Origin of the sequence: Ancylobacter sp. Lp-2 (assembly GCF_020523795.1) — a bacterium.
Lineage (GTDB): Bacteria > Pseudomonadota > Alphaproteobacteria > Rhizobiales > Xanthobacteraceae > Ancylobacter.
Genome location: NZ_JAJALI010000001.1, coordinates 384632 through 403520, shown reverse-complemented (window position 1 = coordinate 403520; position 18889 = coordinate 384632). Strand labels below are relative to the sequence as shown.

Here is an 18889-nt window from a genome sequence, read left to right as displayed (position 1 = left end):
GCGACGCGCTCGCGACGAGACGGACCGCCGAGAGGACCTTGAACTGATGAACAATTTCTCGCCCCGCGAAATCGTCTCGGAACTCGACCGCTACATCGTCGGCCAGCACAAGGCCAAGCGGGCGGTCGCCATCGCGCTGCGCAACCGCTGGCGGCGCCAGCAGCTGCAGGGCCAGTTGCGCGAGGAGGTCCTGCCGAAGAACATCCTGATGATCGGCCCGACCGGCGTCGGCAAGACCGAGATCTCCCGCCGCCTCGCCAAGCTGGCCGGGGCGCCGTTCCTCAAGGTCGAGGCGACCAAGTTCACCGAGGTCGGCTATGTCGGCCGGGATGTCGAGCAGATCGCCCGCGACCTCCTGGAGATCGGCATCGGCCTGGTGCGCGACGCCAAGCGCAAGGAAGTCGAGGCCAAGGCGCATCTCGCCGCCGAGGAGCGGGTGCTCGACGCGCTGGTCGGGTCGACCGCCTCGCCCGGCACCCGCGAGAGCTTCCGCAAGAAGCTGCGCGACGGGCTGCTCGACGACAAGGAGATCGAGGTCGAGGTGGCGTCCGGCGGCGGGCAGGGCATGCCGATGTTCGAGATCCCCGGCATGCCGGGCGCGCAGATGGGCGCCATCTCGATCGGCGACATGCTGGGCAAGGCATTTGGCGGCCGCTCCAAGCCCCGCCGCGTCACCGTGAAGGACGCGCATCCGCTGCTGCTGTCGGAAGAGGCGGACAAGCTGATCGACCAGGATGCCATCGTGCAGGAAGCGATCCGCTCGGTGGAGGAAAACGGCATCGTCTTCCTCGACGAAATCGACAAGATCGCCGGTTCCGAGCGGCGCGGCGGCGCCGACGTCTCGCGCGAGGGCGTGCAGCGCGACCTGCTGCCGCTGATCGAGGGCACCACCGTCTCGACCAAGCACGGGCCGCTGAAGACCGACCACATCCTGTTCATCGCCTCGGGCGCGTTCCACGTCTCCAAGCCCTCCGACCTCTTGCCGGAGTTGCAGGGCCGCCTGCCGATCCGCGTCGAGCTGGAGCCGCTGTCGCGCGAGGACTTCAAGCGCATCCTCACCGAGACCGAGGCCAGCCTCGTCAAGCAGTCGGTGGCGCTGATGGGCACCGAAGGGGTGACGCTGGACATCACCGAAGACGCGGTGGAAGCCATTGCCGACCTCGCGGTGGAGGTGAACGCCACGGTGGAGAATATCGGCGCCCGCCGCCTGCAGACGGTGATCGAGCGGGTGCTGGACGATCTGTCCTTCACCGCGCCGGACCGGGCGGGCGAAACCGTGACGGTCGATGGCGGCTATGTGCGCGAGCGCGTCGCCGACCTCGCCAGCAACACCGATCTCAGCCGGTTCATCCTGTAGGCCGCTGTTTCACGTGAATCCGTGAAGACTTAGCCCGGCCGGCTCAGGATCTTGAGCCGGCCGAGCAGCTCGGCGACCGCCTCCTGCGGCAGGGTGGCGATCTCTCGCGCCAGCACATTGGCGAGCTCGGTCGCCTCCGGCGACAGGCCGGCGGTGTCGACCACCACCCGCGGATCCGACATGTCGGCCAGCATGCGCAGCGCTTCCGCCTCGTCCCAGATGACGTTGAAATAGGCCATGATGCGCTGGAGCATCAGCCAGGTCGGCTGGCCGCGCTTGCCGTGTTCCAGCGCCGAGAGATAGGCGGCGGAAACGCCGATCTGCTCCGCCATCTGGCTGAGCGTCACGCCGCGCTCCGCCCGCATCTCGCGCATGCGCCGGCCGAAAGGGGTCATCGCGGCACCTCCCGCACCCGCCGCAGGCGCACATAGAGCGCGCCCTCGCCGCCATGGCCGCGACTGGCGGTCTCGAAGCCGATGACGATATGGCGCAACGCCGGCTCGGCCAGCCATTGCGGCACCAGCCGGCGCAGCACGCCGCGCTCGCCTTCGCCGAACAGCGACACCCTGCCGCCGGCCGGGCCACCTCCCTTGCCGGTGATCACCAGCACCACCGCAAGGCCCTGTCCCTGCGCCGAGCGCAGAAAGGCGCCGAGCCGGTGATGCGCCGCCGCCTGCGTCAGGCCGTGCAGGTCGAGGCGGGCATCCACCTCGGCGCCGCGCGTCAGCCGCCGCCGCAGCTTCGGCTCCAGCGGCGCCAGCGGCGGGGGAGCCGGCGGGCGCGGTGGCGATACGGGCTTAGGCGGCGCCGTCGCGACAGGTTTTTCCTTCGGCACCGTCTCTTCGGCGATCAGCTCGGCGAAGCCCGGCTCGGGTCGCGGCATCGCCGGCGGCTCCGGGCGCAGCCGCTTCACCGAGCGGGTGACGTGCTCCCACAGTGCCCGGTCCTCGGCCGCCAATCCCCGCCGACGGCGGGAGGGGCGGGGAGGCTGGTCGTCCTTGCCGCTCATTGCCCGGCGATCCCCGGCGGGCGGCGGGGCGGGCGCGGCGCCGGATGCGGTCGGAACGGATCGACCGCGCGGGGAACCAGCACGGCGAAGTTGCCGGGATCCTTGATGCGACCGGCGATCGAACCGACATCCGTGCCGGCGCCGAAGAAGATGTCGGCGCGCGCCGGCCCGACGATCGCCGAGCCGGTGTCCTGCGCGATGGTCAGCCGGCGGAACGGCTGCGACGCGCCGTCCGCGCCCAGCGGCAGCTCGGCATCGAGGAAGATCGGCGTCCCGTAGACATGGATGCGCTTGTCGACGGCGATGGAGCGCTCCGCCACCAGCGGCAGCCCCTGCGCGCCGACGGCGCCGTCGCTGTCCGACAATTGGTCGGCGATGCGGAAGAAGACATAGGAATGGTTCTCGCGCATCAGCGCCTTTCCCTCCTCGGGATGCGCGGCGATATAGGCGCGAATAACGTCCATCGACATCTTTTCCCGCGGGACGATGCCTTTCTCCACCAGAATGCGGCCGACCGGCGTGTAGGGCTGGCCGTTATGGCCGTCATAGTTCAGCCGCAGCAGCCGTCCGTCCGGCAGCCGGACCCGTACCGAGCCCTGGATCGCGGCGAAGAAGGCATCGGCGGGATCGCGGATGAAGGCGACCTCCAGCCCCTTGCCGGCCAGCGCGCCGTCCTCGATGGCCGCGCGGTCGTAATAGGGCACGCGAACGCCGTTCTCCTCGCGAAACGCCTTGCCGCGATTGGCTGGCACGCCGTCCTGCGAGGGAATTTCCAGAATGAGGTCGGGCGGACGGCGGTAGAGCGGCGTCGCATAGTCGTCGGTGCGGGTTCGCGAGCCGGCGACCTCCGGTTCGTAATAGCCGGTGAGGAAACCCCGATCGCTGGTAAGCGGGGTGACGCGCAGCGGCCGGAACTCCCGCTCGAAGAAGGCGCGTGCCCTCGCCTCGCTCGGCCGCGCCGGCAGGCGCGCCGCCTGTCGGCAGGTATGTTTCAGCGCGGTAAAGACCGGGCGCGGGGGATCGACGAGGTCGGAGCCGGCGCGGATCTTGCCGCAGCTGCGGCGGAAGGCGGCGAGCGCCGCGCGCGGATCGTCCTGCTTCCAGCCGGGCAGATCGGCAAATGCCAGCGGCTCGACCGCCGCATCGGCAAAGAGCGGCGGCGCCGGAGGCGGCGCGGTCCTGGCCTGCACCACCGGCGAAACGAGAACCAGTCCGGCCGCGAGCAGGGACCGCAGGAAGGGGGCGAGCGCTAGCACCCGGCTAGCGTATCAGGAAGCCGCCTCGGTCGCGACGAGCTTCCAGTTGGGATCGCGGGCGCCGAGATCGCGGGAGAAGGTCCACACATCGGTGACGTCAGCCACCAGTTCCGGATCGCCGTCGACCACCTGGCCGTTGCGGTCGCGCGTCACCGAGATCAGCTGCGACAGGAAGCGCACGGTGATCTGCGCCGTGCGTCCCTTCACCGACGCTTCGGTGACATCCGCCTTCTCGATGCCGACGAAGCGGGTTTCCATCTTCTCGCCGCGCGTCTCGCGCTCGGCGATGGCGGCGGCGAAGCCCTCGAACACGTCGCGGGCCAGCAGGTCCTTCAGCGAGGCGCGGTCGCCCTCGGCGAAGGCGACGACGATCATCTCATAGGCGGTGCGGGCACCGGTGACGAAGTGCTTGGCGTCGAAGCCGCGATCCTGGGCGGCGATGGCATCGAGGCCGTTGGCCACCGCCGAGCCGATCTCGGCGACCCCCGCCCAGCGCTGCGGCGCCGGCTCGGTTTCGTCGACAGGCTCTACCGGAGCGGGAGGGGCGGCCTGCTCGCCATTGCGATCCGGAAAATTGATGATCTTGTCGGCGCCAGATTCATTGCCGGCCGGCGCCTTGGCGGCGTCGCGCCGCGAATAGGGATCATAAGGAGGGCGCTCGCGGCCGGTCCGCTGACCGAGCACGCTGCGCAGCCGGATGAAAATGAACACGGCCAGCGCCAGGAATATGATCGTATAAATATCGAACACTTCGCTTTTCGCCGTTGTCGTCGCCTCCGGCGGCCGGAAGCGAGGGGTGTGTCACGCCGCCGCCCGGTCCAATCCGGGAAGACGCCTTCCATGCTATTTACGTCGTTCTGGCGATTTCGCCAGTCTCCCCGCATCACGGGTTGACCCAACGACACCGTCTTGCCGGTTCGTCCTTATCCGACAATTCGATGAATGAGTAGAGCACGACCGTTCCATGCGGCAAAGCCGCGCCGGCGGCGGCGGGCTCCGGGCCGCTTCGCGGACCCGCCTTGTGAGCGGGGGGCAACCGTGTTAGCCACTCTCGCCTTTCAAGCCCTGCCGCCGGCCAGAATGCCGACGCCGCAGCGCATCCCGCCGACGCGAGGCGCCGCCGGACGGTGGCGCACGGAGATTATAATGGCCGAGAACGACGCGACCCCCGCCATGCCGACGCTGCATGTGCTGACCCAGTACATCAAGGATCTCTCCTTCGAGAATCCCGGCGCGCCCGAATCGCTGGCGCCGCAGGGCCAGCCGCAGATCGGCATTCAGATCGGCGTGAACGCCCGTCCCGTCCGCGAGGGCGAGTACGAGGTCGAGCTGAAGATCGAGGTGAAGGCCGAGATCCAGAACAAGACGCTGTTCGCGCTGGAGCTGCTCTATGCCGGCGTGTTCCGCGCCCAGAACGTGGCGCAGGAGACCGTGCATCCCTTCGTCATGATCGAATGCCCGCGCATGCTGTTCCCGTTCGCGCGCCAGATCGTCGCCGACACCGTGCGCAATGGCGGCTTCCCGCCGCTGATGATCGATCCGGTCGACTTCGTGACGCTCTATCGTCAGCGCATGGCCAAGACCCCGCCGAGCAACGTGCTCGCCTCCTGACGAACCCGTCGCGTCGCCGCCTTGCGGCAGCGGATCAGCCCGGCTGGTCCGCTTGCGGCGCGGCAACGTAGTCGGTCCAGATCGCTGCATCGCCAAGCGTGCGCACGAATGCCGCATGGGCGGCGATTTCCGCCTCCGACAGGCGCGGTGCCAGGGGCGCCGGCCGGGAGAGCACGGCGGGTTCCAGCCCTTCCGCCGTCGTTTCCGTGTTCGTCTCGGCCACGGTGAGGCCCAGCGCCGTCTGGCGCCCGCCGGCCAGCTCGGCATAGACATCCGCCAGCAACTCGGAATCGAGCAGCGCGCCATGCTTGGTACGGCGCGAGCCGTCGATGCCGTAGCGCGTCATCAGGTCGTCGAGACGGTTCGACGAACCGGGATGGCGCCGGCGTGCCATGGCGAGCGTGTCGACCACCCGGTCGAAGGTTAGCGGCGGCCGACCGGTCCGCGACAGCTCGGCATTGATGAAGCCGATGTCGAACGAGGCGTTGTGAATCACCAGCGGCGCGTCGCCGATGAAGGCGAGGAAATCGTCGACGACCTGCGCGAAGAGCGGCTTGTCGGAGAGGAACTCCGCCGACAGCCCGTGCACGTTGAACGCCTCGACCGGCATGTCGCGCTCGGGATTGATGTAGACGTGGAAATTCTGCCCGGTCGGGATGCGGTTGAAGATCTCGACGCAGCCGATTTCCACCAGCCGGTCGCCGCGCAGCGGATCGAGGCCGGTGGTTTCGGTATCGAGCACGATCTCGCGCATCGCATCACTCCTGTATTGAGGTCAGGCGGCGGACAAGGTCCACCACGTCCCGGCGGGCGGCCTCGATACCATTGCCGGTATCGATGACGTAGTCGGCGCGCCGCCGCTTCTCCGAATCGGCAATCTGCTTGGCGAGAATCGCCTGGAACTTCTCTTCCGTCATGCCCGGTCGGGCCAGAACCCGCGCACGCTGCACAGAATGCGGCGCCGAAACCACTGCCACTGCGTCGACGCGCGCCTCGGCCCCGGTCTCGTAGAGCAAGGGAATGTCGAGCACCGCCAGCGCGGCCTCGTCGAGGCGTGCCTTTTCAAGGAAGGCCTGCTCGCGCCGGCGCACCAGCGGATGCACGATGGCCTCGAGCCGCTTCATCGCCTCGGCATCGTGCAGCACGCGCGCGCCGAGCCTCGCCCGGTCGACATGCCCGTCGACCGCGACGCCGGGAAACGCGGCTTCCACCGGCTCGACGCCCTCATGGGCATAGATGTCGTGCACGGCGGCGTCGGCATCGTGGACGGGCACGCCAAGCTCGCGGAACAGCCCGGCGGTGGTCGACTTGCCCATGCCGATCGAACCGGTCAGCCCGAGCCGGAACGGCCGGTGCCTCCCGATCTCGGTCGACGTCACGTGAGCTGTCCCTTGGCCCGCAGATCCTCCACCGCCAGCGCTCGCAGTGCCGGCGTCACCTGCGGGGTGACGCCGAACCAGCGCTGGAAGCCGGGCACCGCCTGATGCAGCAGCATGCCGAGCCCGTCCACCGTCGCAAGGCCGCGCGCCCGCGCGGCGCGTAGTAGCGGCGTTTCCAGCGGCACATAGACGGCGTCGGTCACCACCGCGTCCGGCGAGAGCAGCGACAGGTCGATATCCAGCGGCGGCTGGCCCTTCATGCCGAGCGAGGTGGTGTTCACCAACAGCCGGGCGCTCGGCAAGGTGCCGGCGAGGTCGCGCCAATCCACCGGCAGCACCTTGTCGCCGAACTGGGTGCGCAGCGCCTCGGCACGCGACAGCGTGCGGTTCGCCACCGTGACCCGGCCGATGCCACGGCTGAGCAGGCCATAGACGATCGCCCGCGCGGCGCCGCCCGCGCCCAGCACCACCGCCTCGTCCAGCGCCCGGTCCCATCCGGGCGCGGCGGCGTCGAGATTGGCGAGGAAGCCATGCACATCGGTATTGGCACCGTGCAGCCGTCCGTCGGCGAGCCACAGCGTGTTCACCGCCCCCAGCGCCTCCGCGACGGGGTCACGCTCCACGGCGGCGGCGAAGGCGGCCTCCTTGTGCGGCACGGTGACATTGGCCCCGACAAGGCCGCTGGCCACGAAATCGGCGAGGAAGCCGGCGATCTCTTCCGGCGGCACGTCGCGCCGACCGTAGCTGCCGTCAATGCCATGCTCGGCGATCCAGTAGCCATGGATCAGCGGCGAGCGCGAATGGGCGACCGGATGGCCGATGACCGCGACGGCACGTGTCACAGAAGATCTCCACGGGCACGCAGGAAAGCCAGCAGCGGGATGAGCGGCAAGCCGAGGATTACCATGTGATTGCCCGTCACTTTCTCGAACAGATGAATACCGAGCCCTTCCAGCTGGTAGCCGCCGACACTCGACGACACCGAGGGTCCCGCCTCGGCGAGATAGGCGGCGAGCGCCGCCTCGCTGAGTTCGCGCATGGAGAGCAGCGCGGATTCGACGGTTCGGAACACCACTTCGCCATTGAGCGCCACGGCGATGCCGGAATGCAGCGCATGGGTATGGCCGGCAAGGCGGCGCAGTTGCTCGGCGGCAGCCACGAGATCGACCGGCTTGTGGAAGCGCTCGTCGCCGAGCGCCAGCGTCTGGTCGGCACCGATGACCAGGCGACCGGGACGCAGCGCGCTACCGGCAAGCGCCTTGGCGATCGACAGTTCCACCGCGATCTTGGCCGGCGAGGCGCCTTCGCGCAGCAGCCGGTCCTCGATGCCGCGCTCGTCGACCTCGATGCTCACGGTTTCGACCGGCAACCCGGCCGCCGCCAGCAGCGAGAGCCGGGCTATGCTCTTGGAAGCTAGCACCAACGCATCATTGGCCTGCCACAGCGAATGGGTGTCTCTCACGTCGCGCTCGGGCATCAGCCTCTGTTCTCCGCCAGCTTGCGACGATGTTCCTGCAGCAGCCCGATGATCGCCGCCGCGGTTTCCTCGATCGAGCGGCGGGTGACGTCTATCACCGGCCAGTCGTGGCGGGCGCACAGCCGCCGCGAGAAGGCGATCTCCTCGGCGACGGAATCGCGGTCGATATAGGAATCGTTGGACTGGGCGGCATTGAGGCCCATCAACCGGTTGCGGCGGATCTCCACCACGCGCTCGGCGCTCGCCACCAGCCCGACCACCAGCGGCCGCCTCAGCTCGGCGAGCCCCGATGGTACCGGGATGTTGGGCACCAGCGGGATGTTGGCGGTCTTGATGCCCCGATTGGCGAGATAGATGCTGGTCGGTGTCTTCGAGGAGCGGGAAATGCCGAGCAGCACCACATCGGCGGCCTCGAGCCCATCGGTATGCTGGCCGTCATCGTGCATCACGGTGAAGTTCATCGCATCGATACGGCGGAAATACTCACCGTCGAGCTGGTGCTGGCCGCCGACGCGCGGGGTCGGCGCGCCGCCGAGATAGGCCTGGAACAGCCGCACCACCGGCGCCAGGACCGACAGCACCGGGATGCCATTGTCGAGGCAATAGGCCTTCAGCCGGTTGCGCAGCTCCGGCTCGGTCAGGGTGTACAGCACGATGCCGGGATATTCGTCGATATCACCCAGCACCTTGTCGAGCTGCTTGTGGGTGCGCACCAGCGGATAGATGTGCTCAATCGGCTTCACCCCGCTGTACTGGGCGGCGGCGGCGCGGGCAACGCTGATCAGCGTCTCGCCGGTCGAATCCGACACGAGATGCAGGTGATAGTAGTTCTCGGCCGGTCGGGCGCTGTCGGTCACGGAACCATCCACAGGGCTGTGCATAGGCTGGGAACAAGCCATGTGCCGGAGACACTGGCAAGGGCCCGCCTGGGGATGACGGGGGAATCCATCCACATTAGTGCGGGCTGTGGGTGATCCGCGCACCGTGAGGCGAACTGTGAGGATAAGCCGCGCCGACTATACCAAGCCTTTGGAATATCCCGACTAATCGGCGGCGTGGGAATCGGGGAAAACGGCCAGGCGCTGGGGGCTGGTTGCCCGATCCGAGGAACCCGGCTAATGCCCACCCACAAACACTGAAGACTCTCATTTAAAGAGATTAATGAAGTATGAAGGACGCGGTGGACGACATGCTTCCTCGATCGATCATCCTTCAGGCTCTCGCCGGCCATGTCCCGGATCGCACGCCGGTCTGGATGATGCGCCAGGCCGGTCGGTATCTGCCGGAATATCGCGAGCTGCGCGCCAAGGCCGGCGACTTCCTGTCCCTCTGCTACAATCCCGACTATGCCACCGAGGTAACGCTACAACCCATCCGACGGTTCGGCTTCGACGCGGCGATTTTGTTCTCCGACATTCTGGTGGTGCCGCACGCCCTCGGCATGAAGCTCGCTTTCGAAACCGGCGAGGGGCCGCGGCTCGATCCGGTCAAGAGCCTGAGCGATCTCAAGGGTTTGCGCGAGACGCTGGATCCCTCCCGCACTTCGCCGGTCTTCGAGGCGGTGGCGAAGATCCGCGCCAGCCTGCTGGCCGAGACCGCGTTGCTCGGCTTCTGCGGCGCGCCCTGGACGGTGGCGACCTATATGATCGCCGGGCGCGGCACCCCCGACCAGGCGCCGGCCCGCCTCGCCTCGCTGACGGATCCCGCCTTCTTCGACACCCTGATCGACCGGCTGGTCGAGGTCTCCGCCGACTACCTCGTCGGGCAGTTGGAAGCCGGCGCCGACGCGGTGCAGATTTTCGATTCATGGTCCGGCGTCCTCGACCCGGAGAGTTTCGTGCGGTGGACGATCCGGCCGATCGCGCGGCTGGTGCGGCTGGTGAGGACGAAGCGGCCGGATGCCCGCATCATCGCCTTTCCGAAGGGGGCGACACCGGCCGGGCTCACCCGCCTCGTCGAGGAAACCGGGGTCGACGCGGTCGGGCTCGACTGGACAGCCGAGCGCAAGGCGGTGCGGCTCGCGCTCGGCGGCAAGGTGGCGCTGCAGGGCAATCTCGATCCGCTGGCGCTGATCGCCGGCGGCGCGGGCCTCGACGCCGCCATCGACGCGCTGATGGCGGATCTGCGTGGCGCGGCGCATATCTTCAATCTCGGGCACGGTATCCGACCGGAGACGCCGATCGCCCATGTCGAGCAGATGCTGAAGCGGGTAAGGGGTTTTTAGCCTTTCCCGGCGGCTCCGGTTCCCGGAAGCGCCTCAGGCTTTGACTCGTCGCCCGTCCGGATGCAGAACCGCCCGTCCTTCTGCCGGAATTGTCCTGGATGCTCTACGACTGGATCAAGGCGCTGCACATCCTCGCCGTCATCTCCTGGATGGCGGGCATGCTCTATCTGCCGCGGCTGATGGTCTATCACTGCGACGCGCCGGCGGGTTCGCCGCAATCCGAGACCTTCAAGGTCATGGAACGGCGGCTGCTCAAGGCGATCATCAACCCGGCCATGGGTGTCACCTGGCTGGCCGGGCTGTGGCTGGCCTGGCAGGGCGGCTGGTGGGTGGCGCCGTGGTTCCACGCCAAATTGGCGCTGGTGTTGGCGATGAGCGGCTTCCACGGCTTCCTGACCGCGCGGGTGCGGGATTTCGCTGAGGATCGCAACACCCGCTCGGCGCGGTTCTACCGGGTCGCCAACGAGGTGCCGACGCTGCTGATGATCGCCATCGTGATCCTGGTGGTGGTGAAACCGTTCTGATCGCGCTTCCGTGTTCGCCGCCGCCGTGACGGCGCGCGGAAACCGTGCCGGGTGGGCTTGCGCGGAATCGCGGGCTTGCCTATGGTGCGATCTCTTCCACGAAGCTGGCTGACGCATCGCTTTTATCGGCATCTTCCCCGGTGCCGGCCGATGGGTCGGACAGGAGGCGGGCTTCTTGCCGGCCCGGTCCGCAGACCAGCGCTTCCCTTACTCCCCGATTGTCCGGGCCGGATCTCGATCCCCCGGAAACATCCAAACACCGAGGCCCTTTCCCATGGGGGAAATGAAGCTCCAGGACCTCAAGTCCAAGACCCCGGCCGAGCTGCTCGTCACCGCCGAGGAGCTTGAGGTCGAGAACGCCAGCACGCTGCGCAAGCAGGAGCTGATGTTCGCCATTCTGAAACAACTGGCCGCCCGCGAGACCGACATCATCGGCGAAGGCGTCGTCGAGATCCTTTCCGACGGCTTCGGCTTCCTGCGCTCGCCGGACGCCAACTACCTGCCCGGCCCCGACGACATCTATGTCTCGCCCTCGCAGATCCGCCGCTTCGGCCTGCGCACCGGCGACACCGTCGAGGGGCAGATCCGCTCTCCCAAGGAGGGCGAGCGCTATTTCGCGCTGCTCAAGGTCAACACGATCAATTTCGAGGACCCGGAGAAGATCCGTCACAAGATCAACTTCGACAACCTCACCCCGCTCTATCCCGACGAACGGCTGAAGCTGGAAATCGAGGATCCGACCCGCAAGGATTTCTCGCCGCGGATCATCGACATCGTGGCGCCGATCGGCAAGGGCCAGCGCGGCCTGATCGTGGCGCCGCCGCGCACGGGTAAAACCGTTCTTCTGCAGAACATCGCCCAGTCGATCACCACCAACCATCCCGAGTGCTACCTCATCGTGCTGCTCATCGACGAGCGGCCGGAGGAAGTCACCGACATGCAGCGCTCGGTGAAGGGCGAGGTGGTGTCCTCTACCTTCGACGAGCCGGCCCAGCGCCATGTGCAGGTCGCCGAGATGGTGATCGAGAAGGCCAAGCGCCTGGTCGAGCACAAGCGCGACGTGGTGATCCTTTTGGACTCCATCACCCGCCTCGGCCGTGCCTACAACACCGTGGTGCCGTCCTCCGGCAAGGTGCTGACCGGCGGTGTCGACGCCAACGCGTTGCAGCGCCCCAAGCGCTTCTTCGGCGCGGCGCGCAACATCGAGGAAGGCGGCTCGCTGACCATTATCGCCACCGCGCTGATCGAGACCGGCTCGCGCATGGACGAGGTGATCTTCGAGGAGTTCAAGGGCACGGGTAACTCCGAAGTCATCCTCGACCGCAAGGTCTCCGACAAGCGGGTGTTCCCGGCCATCGACATCACCCGCTCGGGCACCCGCAAGGAAGAGCTGCTGGTACCGAACGACGTGCTCAAGAAGATGTATGTGCTGCGGCGCATCCTCAATCCGATGGGCACGGTCGACGCCATCGAGTTCCTGCTGGACAAATTGCGCCAGACCAAGACCAATGGCGACTTCTTCGACTCGATGAATACCTGACGGCGACTACCTGGCGGGAAGCACCGGCCGGCGAAGGCCGGCGGTGCTGACCCGGAAATCTGCGGCGGATCGGCGAACCTCTGGAAGCGGAGACGGCCATGGCGATGCGGCGGAGCCTTCTCGTTCCGGCAAGTTCGATCTTGCTGGCGAGTTGGATCTTGCCGGTCGCCTCTGCCCTCGCCGCTCCGATCACCGGCGGCATGGCCGAGCGCGAGCCGCCGGCCGCGGTGCTGTGGATCACGCTGCTGACCATCGCCGGACTGAGCCTTGCCATGTCGTGCCGGCGCTGGTGGCTGCCGCTGATGCTGTGGGTGCCGGTGGCCTTCGCGGTGTCGCTGATCATCGCCGAGCTCGCCGACCCGGTGATTGGCGCGGCGATCCGCGAGGAACTCGGCGGCTTCTACGTGCTGCAGGCCGATCTGTGCGCCGCGCTGGCGATCATCGTGCCGCTGGCCTTCGCCAATAGCCGGTTCGACCGCCAGGACGTCGACAAGCGTCGCACCCGCCGGCTCGGGTGAGGGTGGACCGCGTCTGGCGGTTTTCCACATGGTGCCGATGCGGTTTGTCGCGGCGGATGAAGTTCGCTCCCATCACCCGTGCGAAATCGGTTGGTTTTCGGCAACCGCAGCGAGTCACGGGATCGATTCGCTACCGGAATGATGCCTCTCACATTTGACTCAGGACGGCCGTTTCGGGAGCGATCCGATGGATGGGTCGTAAAAGCCGGTTTCGCCGCCACGGACGATTTGTGGGGCGTTGTGGCGATCGGGTGGTTTTGTCCCCGATTTATCCACAGGCTTGCGCACAGGATGCGCACGGCCTGCGTCTTCGCCCGGTTCAGCCCGGCGTCGGGCGGTTGAGCAGCGCCGCGAGTTGCTCCGGCCGGGTGACTGGCAGCGAGCAGGTGGCGTCGCGGCAGAAGAAGGCGGACGGCTCGTGTGCTGCCTGCGCCTTCGCCGTCGCCGGATGAGCGGCAGGGAGTTCGCCGGCATCGGTGACGCGCTGGAGCACCGCGTCGATCAGCGGCAATTTGCGCGCGGCCTCCCACAGCGCGTCGGCGGCCGGATCGCCGGCGGCGCCGATCACCACGATCTCCGGTGCGCGCAGCCGCGTGTCGAGCGCGTTGAGCAGGCCGGCATGGCTATAGAGCTGTGGCGCCGCACGTGGCAGCAGCCCGTCGAACAGAAGGTCGAGCCGGGCGCGCCAGCTCTCGTCGCCGGTCAGCGCGGCGAGCTGCGCCAGCACCCGCACCGCCAGCGCGTTCGGATTGGTGACGGCATCGTCCATGGTGGCGTCGGGACGCAGGATCAGCCCCTCGGCATCGTCGGCGGTGAGGTAGTAGCCGCCGTCCGGCCCGGCGTGATGGGCATCGAGCGCCCGCATCCAGCCGATGGCACGGTCGAGATAGACGGCGTCGCCGGTGGCGGCGTGCAGTGCCAGCGCCGCGCCGGCCATGGCGGCATAGTCCGACGACAGGCCGGGCTGCACTAGCTTGCTCTGCCGGTAGCTGTGGCCGAGCCGGTCGCCGCGCGCCATGTGGGCGACGACGAAATCGAAGGCTCGGCGCGCCAGTTCCAGCCATTCCGGCCGGTCGAGCCGGCCGGCCGCACGGGCGAGGGCGGCGATCATCAGCCCGTTCCAGTCCGCTAGGACCTTGTCGTCGCGACCGGGCGGCACCCGCCTGGAGCGCACGGAAAGCAGCTTGTCGCGCAGCAAGGCGAGGCGGATCTCGTCGGCACCGGAACGCGGCAGCTCCTTCAATCGATTCGGGATCGAAACGCCTTCCCAATTGCCGAAGGGGGTGATGTCGTAGTGCCGGGCGAAGAACTCGGCATCCTCGACCCCCAGCGCATCGAGCAGCTGTTTGAGCGTCCAGACATAGTAGCGGCCCTCATGCCCTTCGGAATCAGCGTCGAGGCTGGCGGCGAAGCCGGCGGTGTCGCCCGCGCCCGGCACCAGCATTTCGCGTTCGAGCCAGCCGATGGTCTCCTCGGCGCGCTGGCGGAACAGCGGCTCATGGGTCTCGACGAAGGCCAGCGACAAAAGGTCGAGCAGCTGAGCGTTGTCGTAGAGCATCTTCTCGAAATGCGGCACCAGCCAGTGGTCGTCGACCGCGTAGCGCGAATAGCCGCCGCCAATGTGGTCGTAGATGCCGCCCTCGCTCATGGCGTCGAGCGCGTGCAGCGCCTCGTTGCGCAGGCGCTCGCGGCCGGTGCGCTCATAGGCGCGCCAGAGCAGCTCGAGGAACGGCGTGTTGGGGAATTTCGGCGCGCCCTTCAGCCCGCCATGCTCAGGATCCATGATGCCGAGGATGCGGCCGGCGACATCGTCGAGCTCATTGGTGCCGATCACCACCCGGCCTTCCGGGCGGGCGCGTTCGCGCAGCCGGTGCAGCAGCGCCTCGCGATTGGTGGCGATGCGCGGGTCGCCCGACGCATAGGCGTTGGCCATGGTCTTCAGCACGTCGGTGAAGGCCGGCTGGCCGTAGCGGGCCTCCTTGGGGAAATAGGTGCCGCCCCAGAACGGCGCGCCCTCGGCGTCGAGGAACATGGTCATCGGCCAGCCGCCGGAGACGCCGAGCTGCTGTAGCGCCGCCATGTAGATCTGGTCGATGTCGGGGCGTTCCTCGCGGTCGACCTTGATGTTCACGAAAAGCTCGTTCATCACCGCCGCAGTGGCGTCGTCCTCGAAGCTCTCATGCGCCATGACGTGGCACCAGTGGCAGGCGGCGTAGCCGACCGACAGCAGTACCGGGCGGCCGCTGCGCTTCGCCTCCTCAAAGGCGGCCGGCGTCCATTCCCACCAGTCGACGGGGTTGTCGGCGTGCTGCAGCAGATAGGGACTGGCGGCGTCGGCGAGGCGGTTCGGCACGGCGTCTCTCCCGTCGGACGAGGGCATCGGGCGCAAATGGCGAATCTTCAACTTAGGGCGTAGCCGGTGAGCGGACAGGAAGAAAGCAGAATCGCCCCTGAAGCGGGCACCCCGCAGGGCGGCGTCCGGGACACCATCGCGGCGGTGTCGAGCGGCACGGGCGCGGCGGCGGTGGCGGTGATCCGGGTCTCCGGTCCGCAGGCCGGGACGGCGGTGACGGCACTGGCCGGACGTCTGCCGCCACCGCGCCGTGCGAGCCTTGCCCGCCTCACCGATCCCAGCACCGGCGAGGGGCTGGATTCGGCGCTGGTGCTGTGGTTCCCCGGGCCGGGCAGCGCCACCGGCGAGGACATGGCCGAGTTCCAGGTGCATGGCGGGCGGGCGGTGGTTGCCGCCGTGCTGGCGGCTCTGTTCGCGCTGCCAGGGCTGCGGGCGGCCGAGCGCGGCGAATTCTCCCGTCGCGCCTTCCTCAATGGCCGGATGAGCCTCGCCGAGGCGGAGGGCCTCGCCGACCTGATCGCCGCCGAGACGGCGCAGCAGCGCCGGCAGGCCCTGGCGCACGCCTTCGGTCATCTCGCCGACCGGGTCACGGCCTGGCGCACGACGCTGGTGCGCGGCATGGCGCTGGTCGAGGCCGGCATCGACTTCGCCGACGAGGAGGACGTGCCGGCCGAGGCGCGGGCGCTGGCCCGTCCGGGACTTCAGTCGCTGCTGGCCGAATTGCAGCAAGCGCTGGCCGACCGGCGCGGCGCCATGGTGCGCGAGGGGGCGGCGCTGGCCATCGCCGGACGCCCCAATGCCGGCAAATCGTCGCTGATGAACGCGCTGGCGGCGCGCGACGTCGCCATCGTCTCCGACGAGCCGGGCACCACTCGTGACGTGCTGGAAGCGGCACTCGACCTCGACGGCCACAAGGCGATCCTCATCGACACTGCCGGTCTGCGCGAGGCGACGGGGATGGTGGAAGCCGAGGGCATCCGCCGGGCGCGGGCGCGGATCGAGGCGGCCGACCTGGTGCTGTGGGTGCATGACGGCAGCATTGGCGGCGCTGGCGAGGTCGCGGCGGAGATCGACCCGCCGCCGGGCGCGGAAGTGTGGCTGGTGCTCAACAAGAGCGACCTCGCTGAGGTCGCCGCGCGGCTGCCGGGCGCGGCGCGGGCGTTCCCGGTCTCGGCGCGCACGGGGGAAGGGCTCGACGCGCTCACCACGGCGCTGGCCGGTTTCGTCGCGGCGCGGGCGGCCGGTGCCGAGCACCCGGCGCTGATCCGCGAGCGCCAGCGCGGCGCGGTCGCCGAGGCGGCCGGCCATCTCGGGCAGGCGCTATCCGGTTGGGAGACGCTGAGCGACGAGCTGATCGCCGAGGAGCTGCGGCTCGCCGCCCGTGCGCTCGGCCGGGTGACCGGCGCCATCGATGTCGAGGACCTGCTCGACGTGGTGTTCCGCGAGTTCTGCATTGGCAAGTGACGGTCGGGGACATGAGGGCGTGCCGGTGACGGGTGGGCGGGTCACCGGGTCCGGCGTCGCCACGTGGGGGTGGATTCACGTGAAACCGTGCCTTGGGCTCGCGCGCGACTTCATCGATTCGCCGCCGAATTGTTTCACGTGAATCAGGGTAAAGAGCTGCTTAACGCCACCCCGTGCAGCGACCCCCGGCGGACCTGTCCCGGCCCGATGCCGCCGGCGCCGGGAGGCCGTCCGGCTTGACGTCACGGCGGAATTGGCGCTTCAACTCCCGCCGACACTCCCGAAGGACCGAATGCAATGAGCGACACGCGTTTCGACGTGCTGGTGATCGGCGGCGGCCATGCCGGAACCGAAGCGGCGGCGGCTGCTGCGCGCGTCGGCGCCCGCACGGCGCTGATCACCCATCGTCGCGACACCATCGGCGCCATGTCGTGCAATCCGGCGATCGGCGGACTCGGCAAGGGGCATCTGGTGCGCGAGATCGATGCGCTGGACGGGCTGATGGGCCGGGTCGCCGACCAGGGCGGCATCCAGTTTCGCCTGCTCAACCGCCGCAAGGGTCCGGCCGTGCGGGGGCCGCGCGCGCAGGCCGACCGCAAGCTCTATGCCCGCGCCATGCAGGCGGCGATAGCGGCGCAGCCGAACCTCACCGTCATCGAGGGCGAGGCGCACGACCTCGTCATCCAGGCCGGTCGCATCGCCGGCGCGCTGCTGCGCGACGGCCGTACGCTGACCGCCGGCGCGGTGGTGCTGACCACCGGTACCTTCCTCAACGGCCTCATCCATATCGGCGACCGGCAGACCCCGGCCGGGCGGATGGGCGAGGCGCCGGCGCTCGGGCTCTCCGATACGCTGGCGCGGCTCGGCCTGACGCTCGGGCGGCTGAAGACCGGCACGCCGCCGCGCCTCGACGGCCGTACCATCGACTGGGCATCGCTGGAGATGCAGCCGGGCGACGAGCCGCCAGAGCCGTTTTCGGCGCTGACCGAGCGCATCACCAATCCGCAGGTGGAGTGCGGCATCACCCGCACCACCCCGGCGACGCATGAGGCGATCCGCGCCAATATCGGCCGCTCGGCGATGTATTCCGGCAATATCAAGAGCGTCGGCCCGCGCTACTGCCCGTCGATCGAGGACAAGATCGTCCGCTTCGGCGAGCGCGAGGGGCACCAGATCTTCCTCGAGCCGGAGGGGCTCGACGACCCCACGGTCTATCCGAACGGCATCTCCACCTCGCTGCCGGAAGAGGTGCAGCGGACGCTGCTCGCTACCATTCCCGGGCTGGAGAAGGTGGTGATGCTGCGGCCGGGCTACGCCATCGAGTACGACCATGTCGATCCGCGCGAGCTCGCCGCCACGCTGGAGGCGAAGAAGGCGCCGGGCCTGTTCCTCGCCGGGCAGATCAACGGCACCACCGGCTATGAGGAGGCGGCGGCGCAAGGGCTGGTCGCCGGGCTCAACGCGGCGCGGCGGGCGGCCGGCATGAACGGCGCCACCTTCGACCGCAGCGTTGCCTATATCGGCGTGATGCTGGACGACCTCGTCACCCGCGGGGTGAGCGAGCCCTATCGCATGTTCACCTCGCGCGCCGAATACCGGCTGTCGCTTCGGGCTGATAATGCCGACCAGCGGCTGACCGCACGCGGCGTCGAGCTCGGGCTGGTCGGCGGCGTGCGCGAGCGGCTGTTCGCCGGCAAGCTCGAGGCGCTGCAGCGGGTGCGGGACTGGAGCCGCTCGGTGTCGCTGACCCCGGCCGAGGGCGACCGCCACGGGCTGACGCTCAATCGCGACGGCCAGCGGCGCAGCGCCTTCGACCTGTTGTCCTACCCGCATGTCGGCTGGGCCGATATCTGCCGCATCTGGCCGGAAGCGTCGGCCGAAGATGCGGGTATCGGCGAGCAGGTGGAGATCGACGCCAAATATGCCGTCTACCTGCACCGGCAGGAGGCGGACATCGCGTCGTTCCGCCGCGAGGAAGCGGCCGAGCTGCCGGAGCTGGACTATCGCGGGCTGGCCGGGATTTCCAACGAGATCAAGGCCAAGCTGGAATCGATTCGGCCCCGTACCATTGGCCAGGCCGGGCGCATCGACGGCATGACACCGGCGGCGCTGGCATTGCTGGCGGCGCATGCGCGCCGGGCGCGCTGACATCGAAAGCCGCCGCGTAGAGTGTGCTG

The 18889-nt window shown here is 68.6% G+C and carries 18 protein-coding genes; 8 read left to right on the top strand and 10 right to left on the bottom strand.

Annotation, left to right across the window (positions count from 1 at the left end):
* Nucleotides 1-46: 46 nt before the first annotated feature.
* Complete coding sequence (gene hslU, locus LGR54_RS01910) at nt 47-1357, top strand: ATP-dependent protease ATPase subunit HslU (RefSeq protein WP_230360283.1); 1311 nt, start codon at nt 47-49, stop codon at nt 1355-1357.
* A 29-nt stretch (nt 1358-1386) separates the two neighbouring features.
* Here the strand turns inward: hslU and LGR54_RS01905 are convergent, their stop codons facing one another.
* Genes LGR54_RS01905 through LGR54_RS01890 form a run of 4 tightly spaced genes read right to left on the bottom strand, consistent with a single transcriptional unit; the run spans nt 1387 to nt 4372 of the window.
* The gene (locus LGR54_RS01905) at nt 1387-1752 is read right to left on the bottom strand and encodes a helix-turn-helix domain-containing protein (protein WP_230360282.1); all 366 of its coding nucleotides are present in this window, start codon (nt 1750-1752) and stop codon (nt 1387-1389) included.
* Nucleotides 1749-2366, bottom strand: coding sequence for a Smr/MutS family protein (locus LGR54_RS01900; protein WP_230360281.1), 618 nt, complete (start codon nt 2364-2366; stop codon nt 1749-1751). Before LGR54_RS01900 ends, LGR54_RS01905 begins: the two co-directional genes overlap by 4 nt.
* Nucleotides 2363-3622, bottom strand: a complete 1260-nt coding sequence (locus tag LGR54_RS01895) for an MltA domain-containing protein (RefSeq protein ID WP_230360280.1) — start codon at nt 3620-3622, stop codon at nt 2363-2365. The genes LGR54_RS01900 and LGR54_RS01895 overlap by 4 nt, the downstream gene beginning before the upstream one ends.
* 12 nt (nt 3623-3634) lie before the next feature.
* A complete protein-coding gene (locus LGR54_RS01890; RefSeq protein ID WP_230360279.1) occupies nt 3635-4372 on the bottom strand; it encodes a Tim44/TimA family putative adaptor protein in 738 nt (245 codons plus the stop codon).
* Between the two features lie 396 nt (nt 4373-4768).
* On the opposite strand from LGR54_RS01890, the gene secB reads away from it, so the two are divergent.
* Complete coding sequence (secB, locus tag LGR54_RS01885; protein ID WP_214007922.1) at nt 4769-5233, top strand: protein-export chaperone SecB; 465 nt, start codon at nt 4769-4771, stop codon at nt 5231-5233.
* Nucleotides 5234-5267: 34 nt separating this feature from the next.
* On the opposite strand, the gene dnaQ is transcribed toward secB, so the two are convergent.
* From dnaQ to LGR54_RS01860, 5 genes are read right to left on the bottom strand one after another with little or no spacing between them, the layout of a single operon-like run.
* Nucleotides 5268-5987: a DNA polymerase III subunit epsilon gene (dnaQ, locus tag LGR54_RS01880; protein ID WP_230360278.1), complete on the bottom strand. Its 720-nt coding sequence runs from the start codon at nt 5985-5987 to the stop codon at nt 5268-5270.
* A gap of 4 nt (nt 5988-5991) precedes the next feature.
* Nucleotides 5992-6612: a dephospho-CoA kinase gene (coaE, locus tag LGR54_RS01875; protein WP_370638107.1), complete on the bottom strand. Its 621-nt coding sequence runs from the start codon at nt 6610-6612 to the stop codon at nt 5992-5994.
* Entirely contained in the window at nt 6609-7454 is an 846-nt protein-coding gene (locus LGR54_RS01870; protein ID WP_230360277.1) for a shikimate dehydrogenase, read from the bottom strand. Before LGR54_RS01870 ends, coaE begins: the two co-directional genes overlap by 4 nt.
* On the bottom strand, nt 7451-8089 hold the full coding sequence (locus LGR54_RS01865) for a Maf family protein (RefSeq protein ID WP_230360276.1): 639 nt from the start codon (nt 8087-8089) through the stop codon (nt 7451-7453). The genes LGR54_RS01870 and LGR54_RS01865 overlap by 4 nt, the downstream gene beginning before the upstream one ends.
* Entirely contained in the window at nt 8089-8946 is an 858-nt protein-coding gene (locus LGR54_RS01860) for a pyruvate, water dikinase regulatory protein (RefSeq protein WP_230360275.1), read from the bottom strand. The genes LGR54_RS01865 and LGR54_RS01860 overlap by 1 nt, the downstream gene beginning before the upstream one ends.
* A 311-nt stretch (nt 8947-9257) precedes the next feature.
* On the opposite strand from LGR54_RS01860, the gene hemE reads away from it, so the two are divergent.
* The 4 genes from hemE to LGR54_RS01840 all read left to right on the top strand — a co-directional run bounded on the left by hemE (nt 9258) and on the right by LGR54_RS01840 (nt 12895).
* Nucleotides 9258-10313 carry a uroporphyrinogen decarboxylase gene (hemE, locus tag LGR54_RS01855; RefSeq protein ID WP_370638106.1) on the top strand — a complete coding sequence of 352 codons (1056 nt, stop codon included), beginning with the start codon at nt 9258-9260 and terminating at the stop codon, nt 10311-10313.
* 98 nt (nt 10314-10411) lie between these two features.
* Complete coding sequence (gene hemJ / locus LGR54_RS01850; RefSeq protein ID WP_230360274.1) at nt 10412-10837, top strand: protoporphyrinogen oxidase HemJ; 426 nt, start codon at nt 10412-10414, stop codon at nt 10835-10837.
* 274 nt (nt 10838-11111) lie between these two features.
* Nucleotides 11112-12377, top strand: coding sequence for a transcription termination factor Rho (gene rho, locus LGR54_RS01845; RefSeq protein WP_213352391.1), 1266 nt, complete (start codon nt 11112-11114; stop codon nt 12375-12377).
* Nucleotides 12378-12535: 158 nt separating this feature from the next.
* Nucleotides 12536-12895 (top strand): hypothetical protein, encoded by a 360-nt coding sequence (locus tag LGR54_RS01840; protein ID WP_230360273.1) that lies wholly within the window; start codon nt 12536-12538, stop codon nt 12893-12895.
* A gap of 319 nt (nt 12896-13214) precedes the next feature.
* On the opposite strand, the gene LGR54_RS01835 is transcribed toward LGR54_RS01840, so the two are convergent.
* The gene (locus LGR54_RS01835) at nt 13215-15248 is read right to left on the bottom strand and encodes a thioredoxin domain-containing protein (protein ID WP_230360272.1); all 2034 of its coding nucleotides are present in this window, start codon (nt 15246-15248) and stop codon (nt 13215-13217) included.
* A gap of 90 nt (nt 15249-15338) precedes the next feature.
* On the opposite strand from LGR54_RS01835, the gene mnmE reads away from it, so the two are divergent.
* Both mnmE and mnmG read left to right on the top strand, forming a co-directional pair.
* Complete coding sequence (mnmE, locus tag LGR54_RS01830) at nt 15339-16712, top strand: tRNA uridine-5-carboxymethylaminomethyl(34) synthesis GTPase MnmE (protein ID WP_230360771.1); 1374 nt, start codon at nt 15339-15341, stop codon at nt 16710-16712.
* 297 nt (nt 16713-17009) lie between these two features.
* Nucleotides 17010-18860 (top strand): tRNA uridine-5-carboxymethylaminomethyl(34) synthesis enzyme MnmG, encoded by a 1851-nt coding sequence (gene mnmG / locus LGR54_RS01825; protein ID WP_230360271.1) that lies wholly within the window; start codon nt 17010-17012, stop codon nt 18858-18860.
* Nucleotides 18861-18889 lie beyond the last annotated feature (29 nt).

Bases quoted from the DNA above. Each gene is read 5' to 3' on its own strand.
- mnmG (WP_230360271.1), top strand. From the start codon at position 17,010: ATGAGCGACACGCGTTTCGACGTGCTGGTGATCGGCGGCGGCCATGCC.
- rho (WP_213352391.1), top strand. From the start codon at position 11,112: ATGGGGGAAATGAAGCTCCAGGACCTCAAGTCCAAGACCCCGGCCGAG.
- hslU (WP_230360283.1), top strand. From the start codon at position 47: ATGAACAATTTCTCGCCCCGCGAAATCGTCTCGGAACTCGACCGCTAC.
- LGR54_RS01865 (WP_230360276.1), bottom strand. From the start codon at position 8,089: ATGCCCGAGCGCGACGTGAGAGACACCCATTCGCTGTGGCAGGCCAAT.
- hemJ (WP_230360274.1), top strand. From the start codon at position 10,412: ATGCTCTACGACTGGATCAAGGCGCTGCACATCCTCGCCGTCATCTCC.
- hemE (WP_370638106.1), top strand. From the start codon at position 9,258: ATGAAGGACGCGGTGGACGACATGCTTCCTCGATCGATCATCCTTCAG.
- dnaQ (WP_230360278.1), bottom strand. From the start codon at position 5,987: ATGCGCGAGATCGTGCTCGATACCGAAACCACCGGCCTCGATCCGCTG.
- secB (WP_214007922.1), top strand. From the start codon at position 4,769: ATGGCCGAGAACGACGCGACCCCCGCCATGCCGACGCTGCATGTGCTG.
- LGR54_RS01900 (WP_230360281.1), bottom strand. From the start codon at position 2,366: ATGAGCGGCAAGGACGACCAGCCTCCCCGCCCCTCCCGCCGTCGGCGG.
- LGR54_RS01905 (WP_230360282.1), bottom strand. From the start codon at position 1,752: ATGACCCCTTTCGGCCGGCGCATGCGCGAGATGCGGGCGGAGCGCGGC.